Origin of the sequence: Ruegeria sp. AU67, from assembly GCF_900312795.1 — a bacterium.
Classification (GTDB): Bacteria; Pseudomonadota; Alphaproteobacteria; order Rhodobacterales; family Rhodobacteraceae; genus Ruegeria; species Ruegeria atlantica.
In genome coordinates, this window is sequence record NZ_OMPH01000025.1 from 1 (window position 1) to 13869 (window position 13869).

General features: G+C 55.3%; 14 protein-coding genes, 1 tRNA gene and 1 pseudogene. 9 read left to right on the plus strand and 7 right to left on the minus strand.

The features are described from left to right. The first annotated feature begins 50 nt into the window (after positions 1-50). A tRNA-Met gene (locus DK510_RS12295) sits at positions 51-127 on the plus strand. On the opposite strand, the gene DK510_RS12300 is transcribed toward DK510_RS12295, so the two are convergent. From DK510_RS12300 to DK510_RS12325, 5 genes and pseudogenes are all read right to left on the minus strand, one after another. Continuing rightward, positions 84-1721: a recombinase family protein gene (locus DK510_RS12300; protein ID WP_109312448.1), complete on the minus strand. Its 1638-nt coding sequence runs from the start codon at positions 1719-1721 to the stop codon at positions 84-86. The two genes, DK510_RS12295 and DK510_RS12300, sit on opposite strands and share 44 nt — an antisense overlap. 628 nt (positions 1722-2349) lie before the next feature. Then, positions 2350-3162 carry a site-specific integrase gene (locus tag DK510_RS12310; protein ID WP_160116509.1) on the minus strand — a complete coding sequence of 271 codons (813 nt, stop codon included), beginning with the start codon at positions 3160-3162 and terminating at the stop codon, positions 2350-2352. Between the two features lie 23 nt (positions 3163-3185). Continuing rightward, positions 3186-3572 carry an integrase core domain-containing protein gene (locus DK510_RS23635; protein WP_109312449.1) on the minus strand — a complete coding sequence of 129 codons (387 nt, stop codon included), beginning with the start codon at positions 3570-3572 and terminating at the stop codon, positions 3186-3188. Further along, positions 3517-4183, minus strand: a pseudogene (locus DK510_RS23325) (transposase); the annotation flags it as partial. The pseudogene DK510_RS23325 and the gene DK510_RS23635, both read right to left, overlap by 56 nt. Before the next feature lie 79 nt (positions 4184-4262). Further along, complete coding sequence (locus tag DK510_RS12325; RefSeq protein WP_234999058.1) at positions 4263-5240, minus strand: LysR family transcriptional regulator; 978 nt, start codon at positions 5238-5240, stop codon at positions 4263-4265. Between the two features lie 10 nt (positions 5241-5250). Between DK510_RS12325 and DK510_RS12330 the strand changes: the two genes are divergently transcribed. From DK510_RS12330 to DK510_RS23505, 3 genes are read left to right on the plus strand one after another with little or no spacing between them, the layout of a single operon-like run. Then, positions 5251-6237 (plus strand): NAD(P)-dependent oxidoreductase, encoded by a 987-nt coding sequence (locus tag DK510_RS12330; protein ID WP_109312346.1) that lies wholly within the window; start codon positions 5251-5253, stop codon positions 6235-6237. A gap of 16 nt (positions 6238-6253) precedes the next feature. Next, positions 6254-6412, plus strand: coding sequence for a hypothetical protein (locus tag DK510_RS22810; RefSeq protein ID WP_160116511.1), 159 nt, complete (start codon positions 6254-6256; stop codon positions 6410-6412). 24 nt (positions 6413-6436) lie between these two features. Further along, positions 6437-6562, plus strand: a complete 126-nt coding sequence (locus DK510_RS23505) for a hypothetical protein (protein ID WP_255414873.1) — start codon at positions 6437-6439, stop codon at positions 6560-6562. 25 nt (positions 6563-6587) lie between these two features. Here DK510_RS23505 and DK510_RS12335 read toward each other — a convergent pair whose 3' ends face one another. Both DK510_RS12335 and DK510_RS12340 read right to left on the minus strand, forming a co-directional pair. Then, positions 6588-7460 (minus strand): amidohydrolase, encoded by an 873-nt coding sequence (locus DK510_RS12335; protein ID WP_109312347.1) that lies wholly within the window; start codon positions 7458-7460, stop codon positions 6588-6590. Then, positions 7457-8461 carry a nuclear transport factor 2 family protein gene (locus tag DK510_RS12340; RefSeq protein ID WP_234999073.1) on the minus strand — a complete coding sequence of 335 codons (1005 nt, stop codon included), beginning with the start codon at positions 8459-8461 and terminating at the stop codon, positions 7457-7459. Before DK510_RS12340 ends, DK510_RS12335 begins: the two co-directional genes overlap by 4 nt. Positions 8462-8622: 161 nt before the next feature. Between DK510_RS12340 and DK510_RS12345 the strand changes: the two genes are divergently transcribed. From DK510_RS12345 to DK510_RS12365, 5 genes are all read left to right on the plus strand, one after another. Beyond that, a complete protein-coding gene (locus DK510_RS12345; RefSeq protein WP_109312348.1) occupies positions 8623-9696 on the plus strand; it encodes an ABC transporter ATP-binding protein in 1074 nt (357 codons plus the stop codon). 48 nt (positions 9697-9744) lie between these two features. Next, entirely contained in the window at positions 9745-10956 is a 1212-nt protein-coding gene (locus tag DK510_RS12350; protein WP_108859138.1) for an ABC transporter substrate-binding protein, read from the plus strand. Positions 10957-11022: 66 nt separating this feature from the next. After that, positions 11023-12045 carry a carbohydrate ABC transporter permease gene (locus tag DK510_RS12355; protein ID WP_058273413.1) on the plus strand — a complete coding sequence of 341 codons (1023 nt, stop codon included), beginning with the start codon at positions 11023-11025 and terminating at the stop codon, positions 12043-12045. Position 12046: 1 nt separating this feature from the next. Beyond that, a complete protein-coding gene (locus DK510_RS12360) occupies positions 12047-13201 on the plus strand; it encodes a carbohydrate ABC transporter permease (RefSeq protein WP_109312349.1) in 1155 nt (384 codons plus the stop codon). Between the two features lie 127 nt (positions 13202-13328). After that, a complete protein-coding gene (locus tag DK510_RS12365) occupies positions 13329-13859 on the plus strand; it encodes an ester cyclase (RefSeq protein WP_108859141.1) in 531 nt (176 codons plus the stop codon). The last annotated feature ends 10 nt before the right edge of the window (positions 13860-13869 follow it).

Below are 13869 nucleotides of genomic sequence, written 5' to 3' on the forward strand. Positions count from 1 at the left end.
CACTACCCGGTCTCAACTAGCCAAATAGGCGGTAGACCAACGCAAACTGTCGCGGGATGGAGCAGCCCGGTAGCTCGTCAGGCTCATAACCTGAAGGTCGTAGGTTCAAATCCTACTCCCGCAACCAGCGTCGCAGAACGGCCCGAAGCACATCGCTCCGAGGCCGTTTTTGTTTGCCCTAACGCCAGCAATCCCGCTAGTTCCCCAACAAGTTCAATCGCATACTTTCCATCATCCGGGATCAACCTGATCTCCGATAGACAGCTGCGAATGATGGATGTCGCTTTCGCCTGAGATGACGGATCGCGCAGTGCCGTGGTCAGATTAGCGACTTGTTCACGATACACATCGGACAATCCGGGATGCAGCAAAACCGGCGGTTCATCTGACACTGAATTGATAATGCCTTCGAATTCGACTTTGCGCGCTTCTAACTCAGTCAGCTTTTCTTTCATGCTGGGGTGGAACATGCCATCGCTGATGGCGTTTATTAGATTGGCGATCTTACTCTCTACTTTCGCCAGATCCCGTTCGGCCTTACTCCGTTCCTGTTGAATGGACCCAGCAAGACGATTGTATTCCCCTTGATAGGCGATGGTGAATTCCGCGATCAGATCAGGGTGCAGCAACTGTTCCTTGAGGCCGGAGAGAACACGGTCCTCCAAGTCTGTGCGTTTTATCGTCAACCGGTTGCCGCAGGTGCCTTTATTCTTGTGAGCGGAGCACCCGTAATACTGCTTTCCGACTTGGATGACGCCGCCACCACAACACCCACAGGTCAGCATGCCGGAAAACAGATGCCGTGCCCGCTTGGTGCGGCCCAGCTTCTTGATGCCATCGCTGATCGCAGCATTGCGCGTCTTTTCCTGCCGCGTCTTTACCGCGTTCCACAGGTCATCGGGCACGATCCTCAGATCGGGTACGTCTTCGATTACCCATTCCTCGGGAGGGTTCGCTTGGGCTTGCCGTTTACCACTATTAGGGTCTTTGACGAAACGCTGCCGGTTCCAAACCAACCGCCCGATATAGAGTTCGTTGTTCAAGATGCCGGTTCCACGCTGGTGGTTGCCGTAGATCGTCGATGCGCCCCATGTTCCACGTGGGCCGGGAATGCCCTCATCGTTCAGGTGGGCAGCGATGTTGCGTGGGCTCAGCCCATGGCTGTAGTCCTGAAAGATACGTTGAACGATCTGGGCTTGGCTTTCATTGATCCGCCGTTCCCCTGTGGTGATGAACCCGTCTGCGCCCATATCTCGCACAACGTCATAGCCATACGTGATACCACCGGCTGATTTACCTTTGCGCACACGTCCTTCAAGGCCGCGATGGGTTTTTTGAGCCAGGTCTTTCAGGAACAGGCTGCTCATGGTCCCCTTGAGGCCGATATGCAGTTCGGAGATCTCTCCCTCTGCCACTGTGACGATCGGGATGCCTTGAAACCGTATTTGTTTGAAGAAGGCGGCGATGTGTTCCTGATCCCGGCTGATCCGGTCTAGGCCTTCGGCCACAACGACATCAAACACATTGCGTCGCGCGTCCTCCAGCAACCGTTGATACCCGGGACGAAGATGAGACGCTCCGCTCAGCCCCCGGTCGGAATAGGTCTCGGCCTCCTGCCATCCATTGCCATCGATCAGGCGTAGACACAGCCGATGTTGGTCCTCAATGGAGGCGTCACTTTGAAGATCGGTGGAGTAGCGGGCGTAGATGGCGGCTCGCATGGGCAGGGGCCTTTCGGTCACAGAAGTAAGTCGGCCCAACCCATTATAAGCATGGATCGGGTCGTGTCTTCCACTTTCGATTGCAACCCGTTGCACCAGTCTTTCGCTGCTGATCTCTTCGAAGCCCTTCTTTCTGTTGCAACAGTTGCAATGAGGCTTGGAAGCTTGAGAAGGCTACATGTGTAACAAAATCAGTGATTTAGGTATTGAAGATAAGTGTCAAATAAGACAGGCTGGGTTCGGGCGTCGGAGAGACCCGATGGAAGTGTCTTCCTTGGTGTTTCTTTCTTTCTGACAATCGAACAATGGATCTCCAAGGATCATTTGATCCTTGTGTTCATTCCGACGCCTAACATGCATCCTCACCAAAGAACCGATACGTATCAACGCTGAGACTTTTTGAGTTGATTGATGACACTCTGGTATGCGTCGCATGCGGATAGGCTGAAGCCGTGTCATCCACGATAGCCAGTACCCATAAATCTGGCGCCGTTTTTTGCGACTGCCGTCAGACCAATCAACGCATGGACCTGTTCCGTCAAAGATGTCGCCAGTTGCGAACAAGGCATTCCAGGCGGTTTTATCCGCTTGGGGCCAGTCTTGGTAAAGAAGAGCAAGAGGGATCGTCTTAGTCATCAGGCTTGCCTTTCCATTTGGAAAGAACCACTTCGTCATAGTGGTCATGTGCCCATTGGTTGCTGAGCGATGCGTAGAAGTCCATCATCGTCTGGAGCCGCCTATGTTTGAGCAGGCGGCGCACGGTCTCGAAGTCGCCGGGGCGTTCTTCTAGATAGAGCTTGGCCGCGATGTGGCGGAACAGATGTGGGTGAACCTTCAACCCGGTCTCACGAAAGACGCGTTGGGTGAGTTCACCACCAAAATTGCTGGGCGCCCGAGGCATTCCATCGCTGCTGCGTGGGAATAGAGCGCGCCCACCCGCTTGCGACACCTGCGGTCGGAACTGCATGATATAGCGGTGCAAAATCTTGGAACTGCGGGCATTCAGTTTGACCTCAATCGGCTCCCCATTCTTGACCTCGATCCCTTCGATACGGATGGAATAATAGGTGTGCGTCCCCGAGCGGACCGGGATCAAATGTTTGTCCAAATTAAGGTTCGCGAGGTTTTTGACGCGCATGGGACAGCTCAGGAGGATCGTAAGCGCTGCTGCATGCATCGCCGCCAGTGCGCTGTCGCGCCGGGTCGGACTGTCTTCCGCCCGTGCCATCAGCGTATCCGGCAGGCTCAACAACAGGGCCACGTTCTCCCAATCATTGAACTGCGCAAGGCGCTCGGCGTTCTTGGGGCTCATGCCGCGCGGGTTTACGGCGACCCGTTTGTGAATGTCTTTGAGTGCCTTGATGACGTCTTCTGGCGCGTTCAGGTGATGCCTTCCAATCGCGATAAAGGTTGCAGCTATATTGCTCAGCCCGGAAGGCACGCAATTGCTCCCATGTCGGTCCATCATCGCCTGCAAGGCAGTTTTAAGACAATCTGGTGTGACAATACAGAAAGGCTGGTGAAATCTTCCGGGTTGCGACCCGTTGTGATCAATGTGTCCAGCATTTGACGCAGATGCGCTTGGGTATTGCGCAGGCTGGTCTCGCGCAGCGGTCTATCCGGTCCGTCACCGCTGAACAGATCGCGTTGCGCCAAACGGTCTATATAGGCCTTGATCTCTGCTTGCAGGCTTTCCGGGTAATCCGTCAGTCTTTGGGTGTTGTAGTCGATCCTCCAGACTTCAATGACTTTCCGAGCTTCGGCGAGATTACCAAAGATGTGTTCGTTCAGGCATTTGTTTGTTGTAGCGCCACTTGCCGTATCGGACAGGCTTGTCGCGCGATTTCCGATCTAGGATACAGGACCTTATTTCTCCGTCATTAGAGGCTTCTCGGGAACAGTCTGCATCATAACCGGGATTCCCCATCAGCCAGTCAGCCGATGGTAGACTGTTCAAGAAGGCCCTTCTGGCCTCTGGGTAGTTTCTAACCTGCCAACGGGTTATGAATAAGCAGATGGGGCATCCATGGCTGTCAGTAACGGCGTTGTATCGTAATCATGCTCCCTTGGTGCAACTCTTTCTCTTCGCTGCTAACACCGTCTATCAGGCAGTGATCGGTCTGCCGCGCCCTCCCTTACAACCGCAGACTAGAGGCTGCTCGGTGCGCTTTGAGGTATGTTGCGTCAATCATGGCTGTCTTGTGATAGGTTCCTTGAGTAGCCAGGCTAGTCATGATCCGAGTGAATACGCCCAGATCGCTCCACCGTTTCCATCGGTTGTACAGGGTCTTTGGCGGACGATACTCGCGAGGCGCATCGGACCACCACAATTTATTGCGATTTATGAAGATAATTCCACTCAGTACACGTCGATCGTCAGCCTTTGGGTTGCGATGGTTTCCTGGAAGATAAGGTTCAGGGCGTACCATCTGCTCGTCGGCCAAACAGAATATATTTTTCATCAAACGCGTCCTGAATCTCGGGGGCTTGAAACATGTGAACCAAATACCGGCAGTCATAATAATGGATTCAGAGCCCAGCTTATCCAAAGATGTCTTCCAGCCAAGCTTCAAAACGCCGTTTAGCCACAACATCTTCTTTTGAGTTTCGTCCCGCAATCAAATAGTGGCTCTGTTCTATTGGAATTGGTTCACCAACTATTGCGATCTTTCTTCCCGTCTCAATGGCGGTCTTGGCAAACCTTTCGACAACGATCGCATTGCCGCCACCTGCGGCAACGAAATCCATCGCCGCTATTGTCGTATCAACCACAAAGGTTGATGAGTGCTGGGTTTGTTGAACCCCGATTGCAGAGAAATACCGTTCCCACATTTGTTGGAATCCCAGAATGTGAATTAGCGGCTGTTGTCCTAGATATTCGGGGGACGGGGGTTCTGCCCCAAGTACCTTGGGGGCAATAGGGACGATCCGTTCAGTGGATATTTTCCGAGCTGGGATATCAGTCCACTCGCCGCTTCCCACACGCAACTCGACATCGACATTTTCACGTCCTGCGGATTCAGCCCAAATGTTCGAGACCAGCTTTATGGAAATATCGGGGTGGATCCGCAAAAACTTGGGCAACCTGTGAACAAGAAACAAGGTCGCCGTGGATATTGGCGCGCGCACGACCAGCTCATGCTTCTGATTTGATCCGAACAGGCTGATCGTTGACAGATCGATGTCTCTTAGGGCTTGCCGCACAGAAAAAGCGTATGCCTGGCCAACTTCGGTCAGGCTTAGGTTGCGTGCGGCGCGATAAAACAAGGGGCAGCCAAGTTGCGCCTCCAATGAGCGGACATGAAGGCTAAGCGCCGATTGAGTGATACCCAACTCGGCCGCGGCCGTCGTAAAGCTGAGGTGTCGCGCGGCGCATTCAAATGATCGAAGCCAAATAGGGTTAGGAGATTGCGGCATTCTTAGCACCGAAAATTTTCGCTGATACTTGTCGATTTTATTCGTTTTACACAATGCCATCAACGTTTGTACTTTTTGCGAAGTAACATCTTTGCCGATCATCCGGCGGGAAATGAAACAGGGAACCACGCGCATGAAAGTTGGATTTATTGGTCTTGGAAATGTCGGCGGGAAACTCAGTGGCAGTTTGCTGCGCAATGGCATTGATCTAACGGTGCATGACCTCAACCCCAAACTTGTGGATGATTTCGTTTCGCGTGGGGCGGCCCGGGGTGAAAGCTCGGCGCAACTGATGCGCGATTGCGATGCCGTAATCACCTGTTTGCCATCGCCCGCTGCCTCTGATGCCGTCATGCAACAGATGCTGTCCGAGGTGAAGCCGGGTAAAATCTGGATGGAGATGTCCACCACTGACGAAGCCGATGTCAAACGCTTGGGCGCAATGGTGATGGACGCAGGAGGCGCAGCCGTGGATTGCCCGGTATCGGGCGGATGCCACCGTGCGGCGACGGGCAATATCTCGATCTTTGCGGGCTGCGACCGTGCTACGTTTGACCGCATCGCGCCTTTCCTTAAAACCATGGGGCGCCGCATTCTGCACACTGGCGATCTGGGCTCGGCTTCGGTTCTGAAAGTTGTGACGAACTATCTGGCCACGGCCAATCTTGTCACTTGCTGCGAAGCGCTGGTCACCGCCAAGGCGGCCGGTATGGACCTCAACACGACCTATGAGGCGATGAAGATTAGCTCCGGTACGTCATTCGTACATGAAACCGAAAGCCAGGTGATCCTAAACGGCAGCCGTGACATTTCTTTCACCATGGATCTGGTCAAAAAGGATGCCGGCCTGTTCCAGCAGGTGGCTGACCGTCACAATGTGCCGCTGGAAATCTCGCCTATGTTGGTTCAGATCTTTGAGGACGGCATCGAACGCTATGGCGAGCGTTGTTTTTCGCCCAACATCATCAAACGTTTGGAAGAGGCCACCGGTCTGGACATTCTCGCCCCCGGTTTCCCGCCGGAAATGATGGATGATGAGCCGGAAGAGCCCGGTTACGAGGTGATTCCGAAAGGGTCAGAACGCAAGGCCGCCGAATAAGAAAAGTGCGGCCGTAATGCAGCGGATCTATACATTCAGCGTGCACTCGGCGAAGCGCAAGCAGACGGTGGCGGATATCAAGGCAGGCAATCGCACCAATAAATTCGTGCAGACGACCGCCGTGAACCGCTCCGAGGCTGCCGTGGCTCAGGCTGGAGGGATCAGTCATCTTTAAATCGTCGATCATGACCTGACCGAAATGCGAGCAGGTGCACCTGGTAGGTTCACCACTGCCGCGCTGATGGTCGACGTAGGGGTGGCGTTTCAGGATCATCTGGGCCAGGTGCCCCGCCCTGTCGACCAGATCAGAGAATTGCGCGCCTAAGAATTTAGGTTTGTGTGCTTCAGCACTATTCAAAGAGATAGAAGCTTTTTGCCGTGCCGTGGAACACATCGTCCTGGTTTGATGCGGGGACGAGTTCCTGATGCCTGGAAACTACTTTTTTGTAAGTTGAACTGAGGCTGTCGACCGGAAAATTCGACCCGAACATGCAACGGTCGGCACCAAACTGTGACAGGCAGGTTGCAACGATTGGTGAGACGCTTTCAGCGCTCCAGTTATGATCAAACATTCCGAGGCCGGAGAGTTTGCAACAGACTTGAGGGAGGTTTGATAACGTTTTTAACCCGTCCGCCCATCTCTGCAAGCCTTGTGCGGTTCGGTCGTGGGGGGACCCTGCATGGCAAAGAGCAATCCGGGTTTCTGAGGCCTGCGACAACACATCTGCGGTCATTTCCATTAACTCAGGCAGAAGTTGAAGATCGAAGGATAGCCCGCGTGAGCCCAGTTGCTTCAGACCAGCCACGAACTTTGGATCTTCAAGCAGCGTATTTGTGCCGGTGATTGCATCCTCGCCCGGAGCGCGGCCGATGATTTGACGAACGCCGCGTACAGACGGCAGGGTTTGAAGGCGATCGAGTTGTTTGTCCAGATCATCAGCGGTCAGATCGCAGAACGCCACTTGCACCAATGGCCAGTCCGGGAACTGGTCGGCCACTGATTGCACCCATTGCGCTTCGGCCCAGGGGTCAGCCGCGCCCACCTGAATATGTACCGAAGCGCCGAAACCCTCGGTTTTGGCATCTGCTCGAAATTCCGGCAGCAAATAGTTTCGTTGGATGGGGGAGGGGTCGCCAAAGAAACGAGCGACGCCCTTTTCCATGAGCCAGGGATAGGTCACGGCAGACAGGTCCCACAGGTGGTGATGCGCATCTATCCTCATGGCGTTTCGACCTCTGTGGTTCGGGCCAGAATGTCGACGCCTTGCCCATTCCAGAAGTGCAGCAAGTCGATGAAGACCCAGTTTTCCGCCAGTTTGTCGCCCGCGCGGCGATAGATATCGATCACCCTGAATTCGCCGGGTTTACCAGTTGCGGGCATACCCATGAACCCGCCGGACGGAGTGGCCGTGAAATTGGGCCAGCCAAAGAACCCGCCATAATGCCCCTCGGCCATGCGGCAGACATGATTGGTTTTAGATCGGTCTGAGAAGGCGGCCCGGTACGGTCCAGAGTGTTGTTTGGCATAGCGTTCTATCGTGTAGGTCGCGCCGATCCCTTCGGGTCCCCACCAGATCATGTCTTGGTGCCAGGTTTGGGCCAATTCATCCTCAAGCGACAACCCACTGTCCCATTGCCCGAGATCCGAGATCATCGCATTGATGATCGCCAGGGTCTTTTCGCCTTCTTCAGCAGGTTGTCCGTTCAGCAGCAGGCCGTCATGGGGTCTTGGTCCGGGTTGCACCAAATGCGCCGCTGTTTGTGGGGGGAACGGATTCTGCCCGGCTTGCACCATCAGGTGCGGTATGTCGAAATACATCGCTGTTTCGACAATCCTGTCACCGGCGACCTTGTAGAACGCGCAATAGCGCAGGAATGCCAGCTTGCCAGTTGGGCGAATGCCCAGCCACGGACGGTCGAACAGCCCCATCAAATGCCCCATAGATACGACCCAGACGTCGGCCTCGTCCCGCAGAGAGTTTTGCCCCGCAAACAGGACATCTACACGGTTCTGCTGGCGGGTCAGGCTGCTCCTTAGTATTTGCCAGAACTGCCGGGCAACCTGTTCGGCGCCATTGATTTCGTTGAATGGGTGAAAGCCGCGCCACTTCAGTTCCGGGGCGCAGTATTGGCTCATTACCTTCGGGATTTCTTGTTCTGTCGCGGAATCCAACGCGGTGTGAAACGCAGAGACGAGTTTTTTTTCTGTCTGAAAGGTCACGATATTTGCCATTGTGATCAAAGTTTTACGAGAGGCACGAAGCCAGGTTGAGTCGGGTATTTGCGTCAGTTTTGCATACGTATGCAAAAAAGTCTTGCCTGAATTGACGTATGCGAATTACAGTTTTGCAAACGTATGCAAAATGATTCCTTGCAGGGGGCACCATGGCGGAAATTCAATTGCGGAACGTCGGCAAGCGATGGGGCTCATTCGTTGGGGTTCACAATTTCGACCTGACCATTGCTGATCGCGAGTTTCTGGTATTGCTCGGCCCCTCGGGCTGCGGCAAGACAACGACGATGCGGATGATCGCAGGTCTTGAGGACGTGACCGAGGGCGAAATCCTGGTCGACGGCAATGTAATCAACGATCTGGAGCCGAAGGACCGCGACGTTGCGATGGTGTTCCAGAGCTACGCGCTTTATCCCAACATGAACGTCTACGAGAACATCCGCTTTCCGCTGAAGGTGCGCGGCATCGACCCGTCGACCCACGACGAAAAGGTACGCCGCGCCAGCGCGATGGTCGAGCTGGACGATTTTCTGCATCGCAAACCCGCCGAGCTCTCAGGTGGTCAGCGACAGCGTGTGGCACTCGCCCGTGCCATTGTACGCGAACCAAATGTGTTCCTGATGGACGAACCGCTGTCGAATCTTGACGCCAAACTACGGGTCTCCACCCGGGCGCAGATCAAGAACCTCAGTCACGAGCTGGCGGTGACGACGATCTATGTGACCCATGACCAGATCGAAGCGATGACACTGGCCGACCGCGTAGTGGTGATGAAACAGGGCGTGGTGCAGCAGGTTGGCAGCCCCACGGAAATCTATGACATGCCGGCAAACACGTTTGTGGCCAGCTTCATTGGTTCACCCGCGATGAATTTAATGGATGGCGACGTTTCAGGCGGAATGTTCCGTGCCGAACACGTCGAAATCCCAGTGGATGCCCCAGACGGTCCTATGACGCTGGGCTTCCGCGCCGAGGATGCCAGCCTTGCCGAAGGGCAGGGCCAGATCACAGCGCCGATCTACACGCTGGAATTGCTGGGAGACGCGACCATGATCTCGGTCCGGGTCGGCGGTGCACTGGTTTCGGTCAAAGCCGATAAAGCCTACCGCGCCGAGATTGGCGAGACAGTCTCGTTCTCGGTGCCAAAAGAAATCTGTCACCTCTTTGAAGCTGAAAGCGGTGCGCGGATTGGGGACCACCCCCACAAACAGCCCAAACGGGCTTAACACCGGTCCGGACGTCGACGACGGACCGATCCTGACAGGGAGAAACGCATGAAACTCAAGACGATCCTTATGGCAGGTGCCATGTCCATCGCCGCCACCGGCGCATGGGCGGAATGCGCCTTCGAAAACGACGTGCCACTAAAGTCGCTGTCCGCCGGGTTTGAAGCCTGGAAAGCGGTCACCGATGCAATGGCGGAATGCGGCAACTTCAGCGCTTCGCTGGACCAGGAATTCCGCGAAAAGCAACCTGAGGCATTTGCGGCCGATCCAGCGCTTTATCAGATCGGCGGTGTTTCGAATGCAACTCTGGTGCCTTTGCTCAACGCCGGTACGATCCGTCCGCTGGACGATCTGGTCGAGAAGTACGGACAGGATTTGCTGCCCAACCAGTTGATCAAGGTGGACGGACAAACCATGGCGATCGCGATGATGGTGAACGCTCAGCACCTGATGTATCGCGACGATGTTCTGGCCGAACTGGGCATCGAAGAGCCCAAGACTTATGGCGATGTTCTTTCCGCAGCTGCCAAGATCAAGGAAGCCGGCGTCATGGACTATCCCATTGGTGGGACGTTCAAGACCGGTTGGAACCTTGGTCAGGAGTTCGTCAACATGTATTTGGGCGAGGGCGGTTCGTTCTTTGGTGACGGCAACATGCCTGCCATCAATAACGAACAAGGCGTAGCAGCGCTTGAGACATTGAAGGCCATGACCGAGTATATGGACCCGGAATACCTGGTCTCTGACTCGACCTATGTGCAACAGCAGTTCCAGCAGGGCAAGATTGCAATGGCGAACCTGTGGGCCAGCCGTGCCGCTGCGATGAACGATGAGGCCGAAAGCCAGGTCGTTGGCAAGGTGACCATGGCTGCGGCTCCAATGGGATCGGCGGTTCCGGCGACCACAATCTGGTGGGACGGTATTGTTCTGGCTTCGAACATGAGCGACGAAGAAGCGGATGCTGCCTTCCGCGTCGCACTTGAGGGCATGGACACCGATACGGTCAGTGCGAACAACGATGTCGCAGTATGGCTGAGCACGGCCTATTCGGCAGGTCCTTTGGCTGCAGGTGCTGCAGCGTCCGCTGAAGGCGGTGCCAAGGCTTACCCGGCTTCCGGTCCTATGGGCATCATGCACACCTCGTTGGGTAACGGGCTGGCCGACTACCTGACCGGTGCCAAAGACGCGCAGACGACTCTGGCCGATATCGAGGCAGACTACGTCACTGCCGCGAAAGAAGCAGGCCTGATCAGCAACTGATCCTCCCTTGGGAGGGCTCCGGCCCTCCCATCCCTTTCCCCCGAGAACCATTAGAAAGGCAGAGCCATGAACTTCCGGACATTTGCTGCTTTTGTCGGTCCCTCTGTCTTTATGATGCTTCTCTTCATCGCGTTCCCGCTGGTCAGCGTGTTCAAGCAGAGTTTCTATATCACCCAGCCGATCTATGAGACGGTTGAAAAAGAAACCTGTACCCCTGGTTTCCTGACCCAGACCTGTGTGACCGAAAAGGTGTCGCAGCCAAAGCTGGATGAGCATGGTGAGATCATCACGCAAACCCAATACGTGGGGTTGCAAAGCTATCGCAATGTTCTGGAACCTGACCGCGCATGGCGAGCCATAAGTGACGGCAGCTGGCATGTGCTGTCGACGATCAATTTCTGGAAGGCCCTGCGATTCACGCTGACGTTTACTTTGATCACTCTGCCGCTGGTGGTCGGTTGCGGGTTAGGGATCGCGATCCTGATAAACAATGCCGCGCGTTCTATCCGCGGCCCGGTGATATTCGTCTCTCTACTGCCTTTCATCATCACGCCGGTGATCGGAGTTCTGTCAATCAATTGGCTGTTTCGCGGCGACGGTATCCTGACTGCGATGATGGAATGGTGGCTGAACCGTGATATAGCCCTGTTCGCGCAGGCTTGGACGATTGAAGTCCTGATGATGATCTACCGCGTCTGGCACGTGGCGCCCTTTGCGGCCATCATCTTTTACGCCGGTCTGCAAACGGTCAATCAGGACAGTCTGGAAAGCGCGGTTATTGACGGGGCGACCCGCTGGCAGCGGCTGAAATACATCGTCATTCCGCATCTGATGCCGCTTATCATCTTCGTCTCGATGATTCACCTAATGGACAGCTACCGCGTGTTCGAAGAGATCGTTGGCTTCTCAAGCCAAGGCTATGTGATCTCGCTACAGTGGTTGACGTTTGACTACCTGACGCCGGATCAGGCGGGCAACCGGTCGATCAGCCGGGCCTCAGCCAACTCAATGCTGACCATGATTGGTGTTGTCATCCTGCTTATCCTTCCGCTGCGCCGCACATGGCGCGATCATAAAGGAGGCCACTGACATGTCCTCGCGCGCGCTTCGCCAACCGCTCAGCCTGCGGCTAACCTCGAACATCTTTCTGGCGCTTTGGTGCCTGATCGCGGCCTTCCCGATCTTCTGGATCGTGGTGATGAGCTTCAAATCGCCGGTCGATGCGTTCGACAGTAACGCGCTGAACGTGATTTTCGGCCCGGCCACGCTGGGCGTCGGTAAGGGGCTATCGCTACTAGATATCATTCTGGGCGTCGCGGTGATCTGGGCAACGATAATCATCGCCACCAAAACACTGCCGTCGATGGTAAAATCCTACTCGAAACCCGGACAGGAATGGTTCGGCTGGGTCATTGGCGTACTGGTCGTTTTGGTGGGCTTTCTCGTGGTGTTCTTTGTTGTCCTGCCTGCCGTTCTAAACGTACTGAACCCGTGGTTCGGGCCATTGGGTCGGGACGTGCTGGGACTAACCACGGAACACTACAAGACCGTTTGGATCGATCGGGGTTTTTCGAACAACTTCAAGAATTCTCTGATTGTGACGACAGGTGTGGTGACAGTGTCGCTGACAGTCGGCACGCTGGCGGGCTATGGCCTGGCGCGCTCGGGATCGACCTTAGCTTTCTGGATCCTGATCGTCGCTTTGGTGTTCCGCGCGCTACCGCATTCGGTACTGGTGGCGGGTTATCTGCCAGTGTTCATCAATTCGGCCGAATGGCTGGCCCCGATCCTGGGTGAAAACGCGCCGACGCTGTATGGCAAGCCCTTTGCGGTGATCGCCGTTCTGGTCGCGATCAATCAGCCATTCACCATCTGGATGCTGCGTTCGTTCTTCCAGAATATCCCGGCAGAGCTGGATGAGGCCGCCCGCGTTGATGGTTGCAGCCATTTTCAGGCCTTCCGCCGTGTGATCATGCCGGTAATGTGGCCGGGGGTGATCACCACAGGCCTGTTCAGTTTCCTGCTGGCCTATAACGACTTTCTTGTCACCGCGTTGCTGCTGGACGCGCAGAACCAGACGATGGTTCCTGCCATCGTCGGCATGTTCAACCGCGAGACGACTACAACCGACCAAGTGGTCGCGGTTGCCGCCGCCGTGTCGATCACTGCGCCGCTGATCTTCCTTGTTCTGATCTTCCAGCGCCAGATCGTCAGCGGTCTGACAGCCGGAGCGGTCAAAGGCTGATGAGCAACCATGCACGCCATAACGCCATGTCGCGCCACCCGGCGCTGAACAGGATGCCGAGGGACTTTCTGAGTATCGGGGCTGTGATCCCCAAACTCTCTCTCTGGCAACCTGAAAGGACATAGACATGAAAGGTTCCCGTCCCGAACAAGCGGTTCTGACCCGCGACACGGACATGAGCAAAACCGAAGACACGCGCCGCGTGATCGAAACCATGGTGGATGGTCTGAACGATCACCGCATTGATGACATCGGAGAATTCTTCACCCAAGGCTTCCGCTGGATGGGCAATCAAGGCTGCGGCACCAAAACCGGGCTGAAAGAGTTTCAGGAAAACTGGCAGCGCCCGTTTCAAGCGGCGTTTTCGGACAAAACTTGCATCGATGAGGCCCGTCTTTACATGGGCGAATGGGCAGCAGCCTTCGGCCGTCAGGAAGCAACCCATACGGGTGAGTTTCTGGGCATCGCCCCCACCGGCAAGCGGGTCGAGATCCGCTATATGGATTTTTGGAAAGTCGTTGACGGCAAGATCGTCGACAACTGGGTGAATGTCGATTTCGCACATGTCGCGGCGCAACTAGGCGTCGACCTGTTCAACGGCGAAGGCTGGGAAGCATTTGACCGGGGTGAGAAATGTCCACCCCGGCCCGAAAACTGAGGATTGGAAA

Coding starts and splice junctions, on each gene's coding strand:
- DK510_RS12300 (WP_109312448.1), bottom strand. CDS start 1,721: ATGCGAGCCGCCATCTACGCCCGCTACTCCACCGATCTTCAAAGTGAC.
- DK510_RS12325 (WP_234999058.1), bottom strand. CDS start 5,240: ATGATCGGCAAAGATGTTACTTCGCAAAAAGTACAAACGTTGATGGCA.
- DK510_RS12330 (WP_109312346.1), top strand. CDS start 5,251: ATGAAACAGGGAACCACGCGCATGAAAGTTGGATTTATTGGTCTTGGA.
- DK510_RS22810 (WP_160116511.1), top strand. CDS start 6,254: ATGCAGCGGATCTATACATTCAGCGTGCACTCGGCGAAGCGCAAGCAG.
- DK510_RS23505 (WP_255414873.1), top strand. CDS start 6,437: ATGCGAGCAGGTGCACCTGGTAGGTTCACCACTGCCGCGCTGATGGTC.
- DK510_RS12335 (WP_109312347.1), bottom strand. CDS start 7,460: ATGAGGATAGATGCGCATCACCACCTGTGGGACCTGTCTGCCGTGACC.
- DK510_RS12345 (WP_109312348.1), top strand. CDS start 8,623: ATGGCGGAAATTCAATTGCGGAACGTCGGCAAGCGATGGGGCTCATTC.
- DK510_RS12350 (WP_108859138.1), top strand. CDS start 9,745: ATGAAACTCAAGACGATCCTTATGGCAGGTGCCATGTCCATCGCCGCC.
- DK510_RS12355 (WP_058273413.1), top strand. CDS start 11,023: ATGAACTTCCGGACATTTGCTGCTTTTGTCGGTCCCTCTGTCTTTATG.
- DK510_RS12360 (WP_109312349.1), top strand. CDS start 12,047: ATGTCCTCGCGCGCGCTTCGCCAACCGCTCAGCCTGCGGCTAACCTCG.
- DK510_RS12365 (WP_108859141.1), top strand. CDS start 13,329: ATGAAAGGTTCCCGTCCCGAACAAGCGGTTCTGACCCGCGACACGGAC.